The organism is Kocuria sp. GQ42, from assembly GCF_059758435.1.
In genome coordinates this window covers 54,566-70,851 of record NZ_JCAXEN010000007.1, presented here as the reverse complement: position 1 = coordinate 70,851, position 16,286 = coordinate 54,566, and the positions used below count along the sequence as shown (strand labels likewise).

Annotated in this window: 18 protein-coding genes; 15 read left to right on the top strand and 3 right to left on the bottom strand. The window is 74.5% G+C overall.

Annotated elements, in window-relative coordinates; genetic code table 11:
• Window positions 1-104: 104 nt before the first annotated feature.
• Window positions 105-989, top strand: coding sequence for a catechol 1,2-dioxygenase (gene catA / locus AC6CH6_RS14450; protein WP_498255642.1), 885 nt, complete (start codon window positions 105-107; stop codon window positions 987-989).
• A 399-nt stretch (window positions 990-1,388) separates the two neighbouring features.
• On the opposite strand, the gene AC6CH6_RS14445 is transcribed toward catA, so the two are convergent.
• On the bottom strand, window positions 1,389-1,871 hold the full coding sequence (locus AC6CH6_RS14445; RefSeq protein ID WP_133409130.1) for a MarR family winged helix-turn-helix transcriptional regulator: 483 nt from the start codon (window positions 1,869-1,871) through the stop codon (window positions 1,389-1,391).
• A 59-nt stretch (window positions 1,872-1,930) separates the two neighbouring features.
• Window positions 1,931-2,626 (bottom strand): hypothetical protein, encoded by a 696-nt coding sequence (locus AC6CH6_RS14440; protein WP_498255641.1) that lies wholly within the window; start codon window positions 2,624-2,626, stop codon window positions 1,931-1,933.
• Window positions 2,627-2,820: 194 nt separating this feature from the next.
• Here AC6CH6_RS14440 and AC6CH6_RS14435 point away from each other — a divergent pair, with 194 nt between their 5' ends.
• Both AC6CH6_RS14435 and AC6CH6_RS14430 read left to right on the top strand, forming a co-directional pair.
• Complete coding sequence (locus tag AC6CH6_RS14435) at window positions 2,821-3,897, top strand: glutathione S-transferase family protein (protein ID WP_498255640.1); 1,077 nt, start codon at window positions 2,821-2,823, stop codon at window positions 3,895-3,897.
• 122 nt (window positions 3,898-4,019) lie between these two features.
• Window positions 4,020-4,865, top strand: a complete 846-nt coding sequence (locus AC6CH6_RS14430) for an HpcH/HpaI aldolase/citrate lyase family protein (protein ID WP_498255639.1) — start codon at window positions 4,020-4,022, stop codon at window positions 4,863-4,865.
• 18 nt (window positions 4,866-4,883) lie between these two features.
• On the opposite strand, the gene AC6CH6_RS14425 is transcribed toward AC6CH6_RS14430, so the two are convergent.
• Entirely contained in the window at window positions 4,884-5,600 is a 717-nt protein-coding gene (locus tag AC6CH6_RS14425) for an HAD family hydrolase (protein ID WP_498255638.1), read from the bottom strand.
• A 147-nt stretch (window positions 5,601-5,747) separates the two neighbouring features.
• On the opposite strand from AC6CH6_RS14425, the gene AC6CH6_RS14420 reads away from it, so the two are divergent.
• The 12 genes from AC6CH6_RS14420 to AC6CH6_RS14365 all read left to right on the top strand — a co-directional run bounded on the left by AC6CH6_RS14420 (window position 5,748) and on the right by AC6CH6_RS14365 (window position 16,219).
• Window positions 5,748-6,740 carry an LLM class flavin-dependent oxidoreductase gene (locus tag AC6CH6_RS14420; RefSeq protein ID WP_498255637.1) on the top strand — a complete coding sequence of 331 codons (993 nt, stop codon included), beginning with the start codon at window positions 5,748-5,750 and terminating at the stop codon, window positions 6,738-6,740.
• 106 nt (window positions 6,741-6,846) lie between these two features.
• Complete coding sequence (locus AC6CH6_RS14415) at window positions 6,847-7,893, top strand: NAD(P)-dependent alcohol dehydrogenase (protein ID WP_498255636.1); 1,047 nt, start codon at window positions 6,847-6,849, stop codon at window positions 7,891-7,893.
• A gap of 58 nt (window positions 7,894-7,951) precedes the next feature.
• Window positions 7,952-10,162 (top strand): 4-alpha-glucanotransferase, encoded by a 2,211-nt coding sequence (malQ, locus tag AC6CH6_RS14410; protein WP_498255635.1) that lies wholly within the window; start codon window positions 7,952-7,954, stop codon window positions 10,160-10,162.
• Window positions 10,163-10,220: 58 nt separating this feature from the next.
• A complete protein-coding gene (locus AC6CH6_RS14405; RefSeq protein ID WP_498255634.1) occupies window positions 10,221-11,090 on the top strand; it encodes an SGNH/GDSL hydrolase family protein in 870 nt (289 codons plus the stop codon).
• Between the two features lie 325 nt (window positions 11,091-11,415).
• Window positions 11,416-11,652: a 50S ribosomal protein L28 gene (rpmB, locus tag AC6CH6_RS14400; RefSeq protein WP_017832643.1), complete on the top strand. Its 237-nt coding sequence runs from the start codon at window positions 11,416-11,418 to the stop codon at window positions 11,650-11,652.
• 1 nt (window position 11,653) lies between these two features.
• Window positions 11,654-11,821 (top strand): 50S ribosomal protein L33, encoded by a 168-nt coding sequence (gene rpmG / locus AC6CH6_RS14395; protein ID WP_017832642.1) that lies wholly within the window; start codon window positions 11,654-11,656, stop codon window positions 11,819-11,821.
• A gap of 4 nt (window positions 11,822-11,825) precedes the next feature.
• Window positions 11,826-12,131: a 30S ribosomal protein S14 gene (gene rpsN, locus AC6CH6_RS14390; protein ID WP_017832641.1), complete on the top strand. Its 306-nt coding sequence runs from the start codon at window positions 11,826-11,828 to the stop codon at window positions 12,129-12,131.
• 73 nt (window positions 12,132-12,204) lie between these two features.
• Window positions 12,205-12,489: an HU family DNA-binding protein gene (locus AC6CH6_RS14385; RefSeq protein WP_031282576.1), complete on the top strand. Its 285-nt coding sequence runs from the start codon at window positions 12,205-12,207 to the stop codon at window positions 12,487-12,489.
• Window positions 12,490-12,729: 240 nt separating this feature from the next.
• Entirely contained in the window at window positions 12,730-13,404 is a 675-nt protein-coding gene (locus AC6CH6_RS14380; protein WP_498255633.1) for a hypothetical protein, read from the top strand.
• A gap of 128 nt (window positions 13,405-13,532) precedes the next feature.
• Entirely contained in the window at window positions 13,533-14,093 is a 561-nt protein-coding gene (locus AC6CH6_RS14375) for a copper resistance CopC family protein (protein ID WP_498255632.1), read from the top strand.
• A gap of 148 nt (window positions 14,094-14,241) precedes the next feature.
• A complete protein-coding gene (locus AC6CH6_RS14370) occupies window positions 14,242-14,958 on the top strand; it encodes a copper chaperone PCu(A)C (protein WP_498255631.1) in 717 nt (238 codons plus the stop codon).
• Window positions 14,951-16,219, top strand: coding sequence for a Dyp-type peroxidase (locus AC6CH6_RS14365; protein ID WP_498255630.1), 1,269 nt, complete (start codon window positions 14,951-14,953; stop codon window positions 16,217-16,219). Before AC6CH6_RS14370 ends, AC6CH6_RS14365 begins: the two co-directional genes overlap by 8 nt.
• Window positions 16,220-16,286: the final 67 nt, after the last annotated feature.

Genomic DNA, 16,286 nt, shown 5'->3' with positions numbered 1-16,286 from the left:
TGTCACAGCCGGAGGGCCCGAGCCGGCGGCCGCGAGCCGCGTCGGGAGCGGCGGGCACGAGGGGCGTCCCTGATCACCGTTCAACGAGGAATGTGGAGCACACCATGACGGAGACCCACGCGGCAACGCGCAAGGAGAACGAGGGCACCGCGGTCGAGGCCGGGTCCAAGGCGACCGAGCGGTTCACCGCCTCGGGCAAGCTGGCGAAGCTGGACGTGCCGAAGGAGCGGGTGTCCCTGCTGGCCGGCGAGGCGATCAAGGCGATCAACGACATCGCGGTCAAGCACCAGGTCACCTACGAGGAGTACAACGCGCTGAAGGCGTGGCTGATCAAGGTCGGCACCGACGGGGAGTGGCCGCTGTTCCTGGACGTGTGGCTGGAGCACACCATCGAGGACGTCAACTCCGCCGAGCGCCCCGGCGCCGTCGGCACCATCGAGGGCCCCTACTACGTGCCGGACTCCCCGGTGCTGCCCACTCCCGCGACCCTTCAGATGCGCGAGGACGAGCCCGGCACCCCGCTGCTGTTCAAGGGCCGGTTCACCGACACCGACGGCAACCCGCTGCAGGGCGCCCAGGTGGAGATCTGGCACGCCGACGCCAACGGCTTCTACTCCCAGTACGCGCCGGAGCTGCCCGAGTGGCTGTTCCGGGCCGCGGTGCAGGCCGACGAGAACGGGTACTTCGAGATCAACACCAAGCGCCCGGCCCCGTACCAGATCCCCACCGACGGGGCCTGCGGGCAGCTCATCGGTGCGGCCGGCTGGCACGCCTGGCGCCCGGCGCACATCCACATCAAGGTCTCGGCCCCGGGCCACCAGCTGGTCACCCAGCAGCTGTACTTCCCCGGCGACCCGCACAACGAGGACGACATCGCCTCGGCGGTCAAGCCCGAGCTGATGCTGGACCCGAAGCCGCGCACCGACGGCGGGGAGGGCGAAGAGGTCGTCTACGACTACGTCCTCGCGAAGGAGGGCCAGACCAAGTAGGACGCCGGCCGCGGGCGCGACGCCCGCGGAGCACGGGAGCACCCCCGCAGGCCTCGGCCCGCGGGGGTGCTCCCGTGTCCCGGCCGGGCCGTCCGGCCACGGCGCCGAGCGCGCCCGTGGCCGCCTCCCGGGCCGCCGCGGCCGTCGAGGACACAAAACGCACAGGCGGCTTGCTCATGCAGATCACTGGGTCTAAGGTAAATCTGTCGTCGGCGATGGCCCGGAGGTGATCCCCCCATCTGCCTCCGGATGGTTCCTGCCGACGACTGGTGTCCCATTCCCCCGATCGGGATGCCTGACAGGCCCTGCCGATCCCCCCATGCGGCAGGGCCTGTCCCCTGTCCGGGGCGGTTCCGGGCCGCGGGCGGCCCGGCCGGTGGGCGGCTCAGGCGCCCGGCGTCAGCACAGCCCCAGTTCCTCGAGCCGGGGGAGCACCTTGCCGGAGACGGAGAGCAGCGCGTCCATCTCCTCCCGGGTCAGGTGGTCGATCAGCGCCGCCCGCACGAGCTCCAGGTGGCCGGGGGCGGAGGCCTCGATGGCACGCCGCCCCTCCGGGGTGATCCGCACGTCGAGGCCGCGGGCGTCGCTGTCGCACGGCAGCCGTTCGAGCAGCCCGCGCCGGGCCATGCGGGAGAGCAGGTGGGAGAGGCGGCTGCGCTCCCAGCCGAGCTCGTGGAGCAGGTCGCGGGAGCGGATCACGCCGGCGCTGCTCTCCGACAGCTGGACGAGGACCTCGTACTCCGAGCCGGACAGCGCGCTGTCCCGGGACAGCTGGCGGTCCACCGCGGTCTGCATGCCGCGGCTCAGGGCCAGGAAGCCGCGCCAGACGCGCTGCTCCTCGTCGGACAGCCAGTTGACCTCGTCGGTCTCCGGGTGGCTCATGCGGCGGTCCTCTCGTGGCGCGGGAAAACCCCCACTATAAATTGACGTGTCAACAAATGTCAACCGCCGGCCGGGCCCTCCGGCGGGTCCGGGCGGTCGCCGGCGTCGCGGCCGTACCGTGCCGGGCGGCGGTGGATCCACTCCGGGTCGTAGAGGTCGCCGGGTCCGCGCGCGGGCCGCCGGAGCCGCTCGGCGTAGCCGGTGGGGCGCAACGGGGAGTCGTCGTCGTCGACCGGGGTGAACGAGGCCATGGCGACGAGCCCGAAGCCCAGGCCGGCCGCGACGACCAGCGTCATCCCCGAGACGACCAGGACGCTGACGTACTCGTCGGCCAGGTGCGCACCCGTGGTGCCCGCCAGCAGCGGCTGGACCGCGAACACCCCGGCGAGGGGCAGCAGGCCCAGCAGCAGCAGGGCGGCGGGGATGAGCCACAGCTTCGAGCGGCTCCGCAGCGGGAGCACCGAGGCGTCCCGGAGGGCCGGGTGCAGCTGGGCCTGGACGACGACGAAGCCTGCGAGCCCGGGCAGCCCGAGCAGCGCGCCGACCGCCCACCCCCACGCGTGGCCCAGGGCGGCGAGTCCGCCGCCGAGCAGGAGGCCCAGCAGGACGAGGGTGAAGGAGAGCCCGCGCGCCATCCGCCGGGCGGCCCGGGGCGAGGCCGCAGGCCCGCGGGCCGCCCGGGGCGCGGTCCGGGGCGGGACGTGCTGCGGGGGAAGGCGCTGGCCGTACTCGGGCTCGTTGTCGTGGGTGCTCATGGGCGGGCTGTTTCCGTGGTGGGAGGGTGCCGGACGCCTCCACTGTAGACCTCGCCTCCGACGGGACCTCCCGCTGGCGCCCTCTCTGTGATTGACATATCATCAAAACCGAGGGGCGGGAGGTGCGGCCGTCCCGCCGCCGACCGTCGTCCCGGCCGGTGGCGCCCCGTCCCGCCGCACCGCGAGGAGCCACCATGTCACAGCGCAGCACCCAGCGGTCCGAGCACAGCACCGCCGGCGCCTACGTGCATCCCGGCGAGGAGTTCACCCGGGACACCGCCTACATCGAGGACCGTATCGTCCGCGACCCGGCGCGCGCCGACGTGCCCGAGGGGGCGCGGGCCTGGCCCGTCGAGGCCGGCCGCTACCGGCTCGTCGCCGCGCGAGCCTGCCCCTGGGCCAACCGCACCCTCATCGTGCGACGGCTCCTGGGGCTCGAGGATGCCCTCTCCGTGGGGCTGCCCGGTCCCGTCCACGACGTCCGGTCGTGGACCTTCGACCTCGACGCGGACGGCAGGGACCCGGTGCTGGGCATCGAGCGGCTCCAGGAGGCGTACTTCGCCCGCTACCCCGACTACCCGCGGGGCATCACCGTGCCGGCGGTCGTGGAGATCGCGAGCGGCCAGGTGGTGACCAACGACTTCCCGCAGATCACGGAGGACCTCGCCAAGGAGTGGGGCGCCTTCCACCGCGAGGGCGCTCCCGACCTCTGGCCGGCCGATCTCGAGGACGAGATGCGCGACGTCATGCAGCGGGTCTACACCGAGGTCAACAACGGGGTCTACCGGTGCGGCTTCGCCGGCTCCCAGCGCGCCCACGAGAAGGCCTACGAGCGGCTGTGGGTCGCCATGGACTGGCTCGAGGACCGCCTCTCGTCCCGCCGCTACCTCATGGGGGAGCACATCACCGAGGCGGACGTGCGGCTGTTCACCACCCTGGTGCGCTTCGACCCGGTCTACCACTCGCACTTCAAGTGCTCGCGCAACAAGCTCACCGAGATGCCCCACCTGTGGGGCTACGCCCGGGACCTCTTCCAGACACCGGGCTTCGGCGACACCGTGGACTTCGAGCAGATCAAGCAGCACTACTTCGTGGTCCACGAGGACATCAACCCGAACCGGATCGTGCCCGTGGGCCCGGACCTGGCCAACTGGGTGTCCGCGCACGGCCGGGAGGCCCTCGGCGGCTCGCCCTTCGGGACGGGGACCGCGCCGGGCCCCGTCCGGCCGGAGGAGCGGGTTGACGGACGTCACACGCCCCTGACCGTCTGAGCGTTCCGCCGGATCGGCGCGCGGCCTAGACTGGACAGCTCCTACGGCCCGGGCCCGTTCACGGGGACGGGTGCCCAGGGGCCTCCCGTCCCCGCTGACCTCCTCTCGGAAAGGACCCTCACGTGGCCCCCTACCGCAACCAGCGCGCCGCCGCGCTGCCCGCCCGCCTGTCCCGCTCCTGGCTGCTCACCTCGGCCGCCGACCCGTCCGTCTTCCCCGCGGCCCTCGCCTCCGAGGCGGACTCCGTGGTCTTCGACATCGAGGACGCCATTCCCGCCGAGGGCAAGGACCAGGCCCGGCAGAACGTCGTCGAGGCCTTCCGGGCCGGGGCGAGCGCGTGGGTGCGGATCAACGACATCACCACGCCGTACTGGGAGCAGGACCTCGCCGCGCTCAGCCGGGTCGGCCACCTGCGCGGGATCATGCTGGCCAAGACGGAGCACCCCGACCACATCACCAAGACGGCCATGATGGCCCCGGCCGGCACCCCCGTGGTGGCGCTCATCGAGTCGGCGGTGGGGATCATGAACGCCAACGACATCGCCCGCGCCCCGGGCGTGTTCCGGCTCGCCTTCGGGGTCGGCGACTTCCGCCGGGACACCGGTGTCAGCGCGGACCCCCTGGCGCTCGCGTTCGCGCGCTCGAGCCTCGTGGTGGCCTCCCGGGTGGGGGAGCTGCCCGGTCCCATCGACGGGCCGACCCTGGGCGCCTCCGAGGAGGGCCTCGCCGAGGCGTGCGCCGTGACGCAGTCCATGGGCATGACGGGCAAACTGTGCCTGGACCCGCAGCAGACCGACGGGATCAACCGCCACCTCGCCCCGAGCGAGCAGGAGATCACCTGGGCCCGCGAGCTCATCACGCAGCACGACTCCGGGCACGTGGTGGGCGACGGCAGCTACCTGCCCCGCCTGGCCCGGGCCCGCAAGGTCTCCGAGCTGGCGCAGACCTACGGTCTCTGGAACCGCTGAGCGCTGCGGGCGCCCCGCTCAGCCCAGCCAGCGGGTCATGAGCTCCCGGAACACGGGGTCCGTCAGCGTCGCGGCCCGGTGGTGGGCGGGCACGGGGTCGCCGTCCGGGACGGACGGCACGGCCACGACCACCAGTCCCGCCGCCACGGCCGAGGTCGCGCCCACCACGGAGTCCTCCACGGCCAGGGCCTCGCCCGGGGCGAAGCCCAGCCGCCGCACCGCCTCGGTGTAGATGTCCGGGGCCGGCTTGCCGCGCGGCACGTCCTCGGAGGAGACCCAGGTGCTGAGGTGGGGGGCGAAGCCGGCCTCCTCCAGCTTCACGCCGAGGATCGTGCTCGTGGAGTTGCTGGCCACGGCCACGGGCAGTCGCTCGGCGAACGCGCGCACCGTCTCGAGCGCGCCCGGCAGGGGCACGATGTGCCCGGTCAGCGTCTCCTCCTCGGTGCGCAGCACGTCGGCGTGGACCGCGGCGCGGTCGGCCCGGGCGGCCTCGGCGATCGCCGTGGCGACGTCCGCCGCGGACCAGCCCATCATCCGGCGCTCCATGGCCTCGGTGAACTCGAGCCCGTAGCGCTCCGAGACGGCGCGCTGGACCCGGGCCCAGTTCGCCTCCGTGTCCATGAGGATGCCGTCGCAGTCGAAGACCACGCACGCCGGTGCCCACCCGGGGGCGGGCGCCGGCAGCTCGGGGGAGGACATGGGCAGCGACGGCGTGGGGGCGGGGAAGGACGTCATGCTCCCATGGTGCCCCACCGGGCGCCGTCGGGGGCGGGGGTGTGAGGAGGACAACGCCCGGGAGGACGCCCGGAATAAGCACCCCGGCCGGGGGTGTTGCCGCCACCGAACCCCTTCGTGCCATCCCCGACGGAAGAAGCCCCGCCCTTGCCCGCCACGCCCCGCGTCCCGCTGTCCGCCCTCGACCTCGTGCCCCTCTCGGAGGGCCGCTCCACCGCGGACGCCCTCCGCGAGGCGCTGGACCTCGCCCGCCGGCTCGATGCCTCCGGCTACCGGCGCCTGTGGTACGCCGAGCACCACAACACGGAGGCGTTCGCGTCCTCCGCCACGGCGGTGCTCGTCGGGCAGGCGCTCGCCGCCACGGAGCGCCTCAGCGTGGGCTCCGGCGGGATCATGCTGCCCAACCACGTGCCGCTGACCGTGGCCGAGGCCTTCGGCACGCTCGCCAACCTCTACCCCGGCCGCGTGGAGCTGGGCCTGGGCCGGGCGCCCGGCACCGACATGCGCACCGCCCTGGAGCTGCGGCGGGGCCACGCCGGCCACGACACCTTCGAGGCCGACGTGCGTCGTCTGGTGCGGCTGTTCGGCGGCCAGGAGCAGGAGGTCGTCCGGGCGCCCGTGGCCCGGGACACTGACGTTCCCCTGTGGATCCTCGGCTCGTCGACGGGCGGCGCGGAGGTCGCAGCCCGGCTCGGCCTGCCCTACGCGTTCGCCTCCCACTTCGCCCCGGCCAGGATCATGGACGCCATCGCCCTGTACCGGCAGCGCTTCGACGCGCAGGCCCCGACCGCCACGGTCGAGCGCCCGCACGTGATGGTCGCGGCGAACATCCTCGCCGCCGACACCGACGAGGAGGCGCGGCGCCAGTTCAGCACCCACCAGCTGCTGGTGCGCGGGATCGCCCGCAACGACCGCCGGCCGCTCCAGCCGCCCGTCGAGCGCGTGGAGCTCACCGCGGCGGAGGCGGGCATGGTGCAGGAGCACCTCGCCGTCTCGGCGGTCGGCACGCCCGAGCGGGTGGTCGCCGAACTCGAGCAGATCGTCGAGCTCACCCGGGCCGACGAGCTGATGCTCAACAGCTACGCCCACGACCCCGAGGTGCGCGCCCGGTCCTACGAGCTCGTCGCCCACGCCTGGTGAGCGCACCGTCCCGGCGCCGGCCGTCCCGGCCGAACGTCCCCGGACCCCACGACCACCGCCCGGCGACCCCCGCCGGGCGTCATCCGCACCACGACAGGAGCACCCCATGACCACCGTCCCCGCCCTCGAGGCCGTCTCCGCCGACTCGGGCTTCCGCCGCACCGCGATCGAGCGCCGCCCGGTCGGCCCGGGCGACGTCGAGATCGACATCCACTTCGCCGGCATCTGCCACTCGGACATCCACGTCGCGCGCGACGAGTGGGGCGGCACGCACTACCCCGTCACCCCGGGGCACGAGATCGTCGGCCGCGTCCGCGCCGTCGGGGAGTCCGTGACCGGCTTCGCCCCCGGCGACACGGTGGGCGTCGGCTGCTTCGTCGACTCCTGCGGCCGCTGTGAGCACTGCACCGGCGGCCAGGAGCAGTTCTGCACGGAGGGCGTGACCGCCACCTACAACACGCCCCAGGCCGACGGCACCCCCACCAGGGGCGGGTACAGCGGCGCGATCGTGGTCGACGAGCGGTTCGTCCTGCGCGTCCCCGAGGCGCTCGACCCCGCCCGGGCCGCCCCGCTGCTGTGCGCCGGGATCACCACGTACGCCCCGTTCAGGCGCTGGGGCGCCGGACCGGGCCGGCGGGTGGCCGTCCTGGGCATGGGCGGGCTCGGCCACGTCGCCGTGAAGATCGCCGCCGCCATGGGCGCCGAGGTCACCGTCCTGAGCCAGAGCCTGTCCAAGCAGGAGGACGGCCTGGCCTTCGGCGCGACCGACTACTGGGCCACGAAGGACCCCGAGACCTTCGAGCGCAACAAGGGCCGCTTCGACCTGATCCTCAACACCGTCTCCGCGGACCTGCCGGTCGAGCAGTACCTGTCCCTGCTGCGGGTCGACGGCGTGCTGTGCTCCGTGGGGCTGCCCACCGAGCCGTACAGCGTCCGCCCGGGCGCCCTGATCGGCCCCCAGCGCGTGCTCACCGGGTCGATGGTCGGCGGGATCCCGCAGACGCAGGAGATGCTGGACTTCTGCGCCGAGCACGGCGTGGAGTCCGAGATCGAGCTGATCGGCGCCGACGACGTCGACGCCGCCTACGACCGGGTGGTCGCCTCGGACGTGCGGTACCGCTTCGTCGTCGACGTCGCCCGCACCCTGGCGTAGCCGCCCGGATCATCAGCAGCCTGCGGCTCCGGCCGCGCCGGTGGTTAGAGTGGGGGCCATGGCCCACACCACCACCACCGACGGCGCGCTGCGCCGGCTCGCCGAGGCCTACCGGGTCTCCACCACCTACTCCGGGTTCGACGGACAGGAGCGGGAGGTCCCGGAGCCGACGCTGCGCGCCGTGCTCGACGCGCTGGGCGCGGACGCCGGCGACGACGCCGCGATCGAGGCGTGCCTCGCTCAGCGGGAGCTGGCGCCCTGGCGGCGGGTCCTGCCGCCCGTGGTCGTCGCCGTCGCGGGGGAGCGCACCCGTTTCGCGGTGCACGTCCCGCACGGCTCCACCGTCCGCGTGACCCTCGTGGCGGAGGGCGGCGCCCGGACCACCGCCCCCCAGGTCGACAACTGGCGCTCCCCGCGGGACGTGGACGGCGTCCTCACCGGCCAGGCCACCTTCGAGGTGCCCGAGGGCCTCGCCGTGGGCTGGTACGAGGTCCGCGCCGAGTGCCCCGAGGTCGACGGCGGACGCGCGGTCACGACGCCGCTGGCCGTGACCCCGCGGCACCTCGCCAGCACCGACCGGCTGCACGGCCGGCACCGCTGGGGCTACATGGCGCAGATCTACTCGGTGACCTCCGGGCGCTCGTGGGGCGTGGGCGACGCCTCGGACCTCGCGAGCCTCGCCGCGATCTCGGGCGAGCAGGGGGCGGACTACCTGCTGGTCAACCCGCTGCACGCCGCCGAGCCCGCACCGCCGGTGGAGCCCTCGCCGTACCTGCCGACCAGCCGCCGCTTCTTCAACCCCCTCTACCTGCGCATCGCCGAGGTCCCCGAGTACGCGTACCTGCGCCCGGGCGACCTCGAGGTGGTCAACACGCTGGCCGCGATCCAGCGCAAGGACAACCTCGACACCAGCACCATCGACCGGGACAAGGCGTACGCGGCCAAGCTGAAGAGCCTGGAGCTGCTGTTCACCGTCCGCCGCTCGCCGCACCGCCAGCAGCAGCTGCGCCGGTTCGTGGCCGAGGGCGGGCAGGGCCTGCAGGACTTCGGCCTCTGGTGCGCGCTGCGGGAGGAGCTCGGCGAGGACGCCCCCGAGTGGGACGACGCCGCGGCGCGCCCCGACGCCCCGTACGCGGTGGAGGCGCGGACCCGGCTGTCCGACCGGATCGACTTCCACGTGTGGATGCAGTGGCTGCTGGACGAGCAGCTCGAGGCCGCCCAGCGCGCGGCGCACCTGGCCGGGATGGACATCGGCGTGATCCACGACCTCGCCGTGGGCGTGCACAAGCAGGGCGCCGACGCGTGGACGCTCCAGGACGTGCTGGCCCTGGGCGTCAGCGTGGGCGCGCCCGCGGACATGTACAACCAGAAGGGCCAGAACTGGTCCCAGCCCCCGTGGCACCCGGAGCGCCTGGCCGAGGCCGGCTACCTGCCCTGGCGGGACATGCTGCGCACGATCTTCCGGCACGCCGGCGGCATCCGGGTGGACCACGTCCTGGGCCTGTTCCGGCTGTGGTGGATCCCGGACGGCCAGGAGGCCTCGGAGGGCGCCTACGTCTACTACGACCACGAGGCGATGGTCGGCATCCTCGCGCTCGAGGCGGAGCTCGCCGGGGCCGTGGTGGTCGGGGAGGACCTGGGCACCCTCGAGCCGTGGGTGCGGGAGTACCTCGCGGAGCGCGGCGTGCTGGGCACCTCGATCCTGTGGTTCGAGGTGGACGGCGACGAGCCGCTCCCCCCGGCGCAGTACCGGGAGCTGAGCATGGCCTCGGTCAGCACCCACGACTTCCCGCCCACGGCAGGCTTCCTGCAGGGCGTGCAGGTGGACGTGCGCCAAGAGCTGGGCCTGCTGGCCCGGCCCGTGGAGGAGGAGCGGGCCGAGGCCCGCCGGCAGCTCGACACGTTCTTCGCGGCCGTCGCCGCGGACGGGCTGCTCCCCGACGGGGACGCCACGGACGAGCAGGGCCTGGTCGAGGCGCTGCACCGCTACCTCGCCCAGTCCCCGGCGCTGCTGTTCAACGTCTCCCTCGTGGACGCCGTCGGCGAGCGCCGGATGCAGAACCAGCCGGGCACGGGGGACGAGTACCCGAACTGGCGCGTGCCCCTGGCCGACTCCGCGGGCAACCCGGTGCTGATCGAGCAGCTGCCGGACAACGCCCGGGCGAACTCCCTGGTGCGCGCCGTCAACGAGTCGCTCGGCAACCGCTCCCGCCTCCGGTCCGTGGGGGAGCCGGGGCAGCCCGAGCACACCGACCGGACGGCGCCCTGACCGCGCCCTCGCGGCCCCGCCCGCAGCACCCCCCTGCCCCGAACGGAGAGAACACCGCATGACGGAGCCGACGACGCCCCGCCCGGCCGCCGTGCCGCTCGCACCGCCCATCCGCTACGTGGCCCTCGGCGACTCCATGACCGAGGGCGTGGGCGACCCCGACCCCGCACGCCCCAACGGGGTGCGCGGCTGGGCCGACCTCGTGGCCGAGCAGCTGACCGCGGCCCACCCGGACACCCGCTACGCGAACCTCGCGGTCCGGGGGCGGCTGCTCCGCGGGATCGTCGAGGAGCAGCTCGAGGCGTGCCTGGCCCTGGAGCCGACCCTGGTGAGCCTCTACGCCGGGGGCAACGACCTGCTGCGCCCCCGGGCGGACGTGGACGCCCTCATGGGGGTCTACGAGCAGGCGGTCGCCCGGCTGCGGGGCTCCGGCGCCCAGGTGGTGCTGTTCACGGCCTTCGACCCCGGCCGGGACGCCCCCACGTCCTGGACCCGCCCCCGGCAGGCGCTCTACAACGAGCACGTCCGGGAGATCGCCGACCGGCACGGGTGCCTGGTCCTCGACTACTGGCGGATGCGCACCCTGCAGGACTGGCGCTACTGGGCGGTGGACCGGCTGCACATGTCGACCGCGGGGCACACCCGCGTGGCCGCCCGGGTGCTCGAGCTGCTGGGCGTGGAGCACGCCCTGGAGCTGCCGCCCACCGACCGGCTGCCGGTCACGGCGAGCCCGGGGGTGCTGAAGGAGGACCTCCACTGGGCCCGCGAGTACCTGCTGCCCTGGGTCGGGCGGCGGCTGCGCGGGACCTCCTCCGGGGACGCGGTCGCCGCCCGCCACCCCGGGTACACGACGCTGCTCCCGCGCCCGGTGCTCCCCGCCGGTCCCGCGGCCCGCGACGAGCCGTCGGCCCCCGCCCGGTGCGGCTGATCGGGGAGTCCTCCGGTTTGCGGGGGTCCGGGGAGCCGGTAGACTGACCCGAAGCTGGTCACACCTGACGTCAGGTTGCGGGGAAGTCCGTCCGGGCCTAGACTTCAAGGCTGTCGTGTGGTGGAGTCCACCTTCCGGCACCTTGATCTTCACCGTCTTCATCGTGGCGAGGCCTTCGCCGGTTCCGGCCGCGGGCCTTACGAGAGGGCCCGGTTGGCGAACGGTGGCAATTCTGAAGGTGGCGGGACGCCCGTTGCCGCAGCTGAGTGATCAACTGTGGCACCCACTGCGTGCCGTCATTTCGTCAACATTGGAGGAGAACACTATGGCAGCGCACTGCCAGGTGACTGGAGCTCAGCCGGGCTTTGGGCACAGCATTTCGCACTCGCACCGCCGTACCAAGCGCCGGTTCGACCCGAACATCCAGAAGAAGCGGTACTGGGTGCCGTCGCTGCGCCGCAGCGTGACGCTCAACGTCAGCGCCAAGGGCATCAAGGTCATCGACGCCCGTGGCATCGATTCCGTCGTGACCGACATTCTCGCACGTGGGGAGAAGATCTAGCATGGCCAAGGACAAGGACGTTCGTCCCATCATCAAGCTGAAGTCCACCGCCGGCACCGGTTTCACCTACGTGACCCGCAAGAACCGCCGCAACGACCCGGACCGCATGGTGCTCAAGAAGTACGACCCGGTCGTCCGCAAGCACGTCGATTTCCGCGAGGAGCGCTGAATCCATGGCCAAGAAGTCCAAGATCGCCAAGAACGAGCAGCGCAAGGTCGTCGTCGAGCGCTACGCCGCGAAGCGTGCCGAGCTCAAGAAGACCCTCGTCGACGAGAACGCCACCGACGAGGCCCGCGAGGAGGCCCGCCTGGGCCTGCAGAAGCTGCCCCGGGACGCCTCCCCGGTCCGGCTGCGCAACCGGGACCAGATCGACGGCCGCCCCCGCGGCACCCTCCAGAAGTTCGGCATCTCCCGCGTCCGGTTCCGCGACATGGCTCACCGCGGCGAACTGCCCGGCATCACCAAGTCCAGCTGGTAATTTCTGACGCAGGAGCGCGATCGGTCCCCCGTGCCGCGCTTCCCCACGACCCCAAGTCCAGGAGGACATGAACATGGCTAAGAACCGCAGTGAACTCGTCGCAGAGGTCGCCGAGAAGGCCGGCACCACCAACGCCGCCGTGAACGGCGTCCTGGACGCGATGTTCCAGGTCTTCGAGGAGTCCGTCTCCGCCGGTGAGAAGATCACCATCCCGGGCTGGCTGGCTGTCGAGCGCACCGACCGTGCCGCTCGCACCGGTCGCAACCCCCAGACCGGCGAGACCATCGAGATCCCGGCCGGCCACGGCGTCAAGCTGACCGCTGGTTCCAAGCTCAAGGCGGCCGTGTCCAAGAAGTAAGGACACCCGCGGGTCCGTTCCGGACCCCGTCCCATGGCTTCGTCCGAAGGGGCGGCCCCCGCACCGGGGCCGCCCCTTCGGCGTGCCCGGGTCCCGCGCCGGGCACGCCGAAGGGGCACGCCGCGCCGCGGACGCGACCGGCCGCGCGGCCCCGGGCGCCGCAATTGGTCCGGCGCCGGGGACGGCGCGCATAATGGGACCACCGGGCCGAGCGGCCGGCGACGAGACGGGAGGTGCGGCGTGAGCCCACGTGCACGGCGCCTCGCCCGCGGCTGGGCCGGAGCGGCCATCGCCACCTCCGCCGCCGCGATCTCCCACGCGGCCGCCGGCGGACAGGCCCCGCCCGTCGTGCTCGTGCTCCTCTCGCTGGCGGTGTCCGGGCCGCTGTGCATGGCACTGGCCGGCCGGGTGCTCTCGCGGTCGTCCCTGCTGCTGGGCGTGCTGCTCAGCCAGTCCGTCCTGCACGCCCTGTTCGCGGCCTCCGGCGGTGCCGGCACGGTGGCCCACGCCGCCCACCCCTCCCTGCACCACGCCGCGCAGCACGGCGCCGCAGGGGGCGTGCCCGGCCCCGCCCTCGTGCTGGACGTCCAGCCCCACGCCGAGCACGGCGGGACCGCCATGCTCGTCTCCCACGTGCTCGCCGCACTGGCCTCCTACGTGCTCATGCGCCACGGCGAGGTCGCGGCCGTGGTCCTCCTGGAGGCGCTGCGGCTGCGCGTGCGCCGCCGGCGGCAGGTCCGGCCGGCCCCCGTGGTCGTCGGCCGCCCGCGCGCCGTGCGGGCCGGGCGCCCGCACGTGCTGACCGACCAGACGCTGCTGCGTCCCGTGCGCTCCCACCGCGGGCCGCCGCGCGCCCGCCGTCGACCCCTGCTGCCGGTCCTCCTCCCGGGACCCGCCACGCTGCCCGCCGGCTGAGCCGGACGACCGCGGGGCGCCGCCCGGGCCACCGACCTCGGCAGGACGTCCGACGGCCCGTGCCCGCCGCCCGGCCCTCCCGGCCCGGCGGCCCCGCCCACCGCCGCCCGGCCCTCCGAGGAGACCTCATGCCCACGTCCACCACCCGCCGCACCGCCGCCCTGCTGGCAGCGGCAGCCCTCACCCTCCTGCCCCTGCTGCCCGCCGCCGCGCACGACGAGCTGACCGCCGTCACGCCGGAGCCCGACTCCGTCCTGACCACCGCGCCGGAGGAGCTCGAGCTCACCTTCTCCGGCGAGATCATGGACATCGGCCACCAGATCCTGGTCACCGACTCCGAGGGGCGCTCCGTGACGGAGGGCCCGCTCGAGCCGGAGGGGAACACGGTCGTCCAGCCCCTGGCCGCGGCCGGGGCGGAGGACGAGACCTACCGCGTGGTCTGGCGCGTGGTCTCCGGCGACGGGCACCCCATCGAGGGCACGTTCAGCTACGACGTCGGCTCCGGCGGCGAGCCCTCGGCGGACCCGAGCGCCGCGGTGGAGGACGCCGCCGCGAGCGCCCAGGACGCCGCGGACCGCGCCTCGTCCGGGGACGTCCCGCTCTGGCTCGTCGCGGTCGCCGGCGCCGCCGTGGCCCTCGCCGTGCTCGGCGTGGTGAGCCTCGTCTCGAACCGGCGCCGCAAGGGCTGAGCTCCCGGGGTCCGCCCCGCTCCCGCACCGTCCGCACCTGCCGCCCGCAGCCCGCCGGGCGCCGCCGCGCCCCCGGGGGCTGCCGCCGTGCACCCTCCTGCGCGTGCCCCGCCCCGCGCACCCTCGTCATCGACTCCCAGGAGCACCCATGCCCACTTCCCTGCCCACCTCCCTGTCCACCTCTCTGCCCGCCGCGCTGCTGCGCACCAGCACCGTCCTCGCCCTCGGCGCCCTCGCGCTCACGGGCTGCGCGTCCTCCGCCCAGGAACCGGCACCGTCCGCCGCGTCCACCTCCGCCTCCGGCGCCCCCTCCCCGCACGACGCGGGGGGCGCCGCCGCGCACGAACCGCTCACCGTGGAGCAGCCCTGGGCGAAGGCGGCCCCCGCCGGAGGCATGACCGGGGTGTTCGGCACCCTCGTCAACGAGGGCGACGCCCCGGTCGTGCTCACCGGCGCGTCCGCCGAGGGCGTCGCCGGGGCGGTCGAGCTGCACGAGACCGTGCTCGACCCCGAGACCGGCAGCACGGTCATGCAGCGGATGCAGGACCCGGTCGGCATCGCGCCGGGGGAGTCCTACGCCCTCGAGCCCGGGGCGGACCACCTCATGCTCCTGGACCTGCGCTGCGGGCTCCGTGCCGGGGACGACCTCGAGCTCGTCCTGCGCTTCGAGGACGGGACCCAGCAGACGGTCACGGCGGCCGTCCGCGACTTCGCGGGCGCCCAGGAGGAGTACGCCCCGGGCCACGGCGGGAGCGAGGACGCCGGCGCCGGCGACGGCGGGGGGCACGCCGGGGGCCACGCGAGCGGGACGGGGTCGCCCTCCGGGGCCACGCCGGCGGCGGACCTGCTGGGCTGCCGTGGGTGAGGCCCGCGGCCTGGACCGGCGGCGCCTGCTCGTGGCGGGCGGCGCCGCCGGCGTCGGCGCCGCCACCGCCCTGGGCCTGGAGTCGGCCCGCCGCGCCGGGGCCCCCGCCGCGGCCCCGCAGGACACCGCCCGGGCGGCACCGCAGGGGCACGGGCAGGCCGTCGAGCCCTTCCACGGCCCCCGGCAGGCCGGGGTGGCGACCGCGCCGCAGGCGTTCGCCGCCTTCGTGGCGCTGGACCTGAACCGGGACACCACCCGGGACGCGGTGCGGCGCCTGCTGCGGGTGCTCTCCGAGGACGCCGCCGCCCTGACCCAGGGCCGGGCGCCGGTCGCCGACCAGGAGCCGTGGCTCGCCGAGCACCCCGCGCGGCTCACGGTGACCCTCGGCTTCGGGCGGCGGCTGCTCGGACTGGTCGCCCCGGACCGCGTGCCGGCCTGGCTGCGGCCCCTGCCCCCGTTCTCGATCGACCGGCTCGAGGAGCGGTGGAGCGACGGCGACCTGCTGCTGCAGATCTGCGCCGACGACCGCCTCGCGGTCTCGCACGCCCAGCGGGTGCTGCTCAAGGCCGCCCGCTCCTTCGCCGCCGTGCGCTGGGTGCAGGACGGCTTCCGGCACACCGTGGGCTCCGTCCCGGACGGGCAGAGCATGCGCAACCTCTTCGGCCAGGTGGACGGCACCGTCAACCCCCGGGGCGGCAGCGAGGAGTACGAGCGGGTGGTCCACGGCCGGGACGGCTTCGCGCCGTGGGTCCCGGACGGCACGGCCCTGGTCGTCCGCCGGATCGCCATGAACCTGGACACCTGGGACGAGGCGGACACCCCGGCGCGGGAGGACGCCGTCGGGCGGCGCCTGCGCGACGGCGCCCCGCTGACGGGCGGCGCCGAGCACGACGAGCCGGACCTCGCCGCGCGGGGGCCGCTGGGCTTCCCCGTCATCGCGGACTACGCCCACGTGCGCCGCTCCCGCTCGGAGGACCCCCTCGAGCGGATCCACCGGCGGGTCTACAACTACGACCTGCCCGTGACGGGCGCCTCGGGCACCCGGGGCCGGGGCGCGACCACCGGAGGGGTCAGCGACGCGGGGATGGTCTTCGCGGCGTACTGCGCGGACGTCGACCGCCAGTTCGTCCCGATCCAGCGCCGGCTCGACGAGCTCGACATGCTCAACGCCTGGACCACCCCGGTCGGGTCCGCGGTCTTCGCCGTGCCCCCGGGCTGCGCGGAGGGAGGGTTCGTGGGGGACGTGCTCTTCGAGGACTGAGGACCGCCCGTGTGGGATCCGGCACACGCGCACGGGCCGGTGCGCTCGGGGAGGGACAATGGAGACG

What these genes read in the sequence shown, in the direction of transcription:
- catA (WP_498255642.1), top strand. Translation starts at nt 105, where the DNA reads ATGACGGAGACCCACGCGGCAACGCGCAAGGAGAACGAGGGCACCGCG.
- AC6CH6_RS14445 (WP_133409130.1), bottom strand. Translation starts at nt 1,871, where the DNA reads ATGAGCCACCCGGAGACCGACGAGGTCAACTGGCTGTCCGACGAGGAG.
- AC6CH6_RS14440 (WP_498255641.1), bottom strand. Translation starts at nt 2,626, where the DNA reads ATGAGCACCCACGACAACGAGCCCGAGTACGGCCAGCGCCTTCCCCCG.
- AC6CH6_RS14435 (WP_498255640.1), top strand. Translation starts at nt 2,821, where the DNA reads ATGTCACAGCGCAGCACCCAGCGGTCCGAGCACAGCACCGCCGGCGCC.
- AC6CH6_RS14425 (WP_498255638.1), bottom strand. Translation starts at nt 5,600, where the DNA reads ATGACGTCCTTCCCCGCCCCCACGCCGTCGCTGCCCATGTCCTCCCCC.
- AC6CH6_RS14415 (WP_498255636.1), top strand. Translation starts at nt 6,847, where the DNA reads ATGACCACCGTCCCCGCCCTCGAGGCCGTCTCCGCCGACTCGGGCTTC.
- malQ (WP_498255635.1), top strand. Translation starts at nt 7,952, where the DNA reads ATGGCCCACACCACCACCACCGACGGCGCGCTGCGCCGGCTCGCCGAG.
- AC6CH6_RS14405 (WP_498255634.1), top strand. Translation starts at nt 10,221, where the DNA reads ATGACGGAGCCGACGACGCCCCGCCCGGCCGCCGTGCCGCTCGCACCG.
- rpmB (WP_017832643.1), top strand. Translation starts at nt 11,416, where the DNA reads ATGGCAGCGCACTGCCAGGTGACTGGAGCTCAGCCGGGCTTTGGGCAC.
- rpmG (WP_017832642.1), top strand. Translation starts at nt 11,654, where the DNA reads ATGGCCAAGGACAAGGACGTTCGTCCCATCATCAAGCTGAAGTCCACC.
- rpsN (WP_017832641.1), top strand. Translation starts at nt 11,826, where the DNA reads ATGGCCAAGAAGTCCAAGATCGCCAAGAACGAGCAGCGCAAGGTCGTC.
- AC6CH6_RS14385 (WP_031282576.1), top strand. Translation starts at nt 12,205, where the DNA reads ATGGCTAAGAACCGCAGTGAACTCGTCGCAGAGGTCGCCGAGAAGGCC.
- AC6CH6_RS14375 (WP_498255632.1), top strand. Translation starts at nt 13,533, where the DNA reads ATGCCCACGTCCACCACCCGCCGCACCGCCGCCCTGCTGGCAGCGGCA.
- AC6CH6_RS14370 (WP_498255631.1), top strand. Translation starts at nt 14,242, where the DNA reads ATGCCCACTTCCCTGCCCACCTCCCTGTCCACCTCTCTGCCCGCCGCG.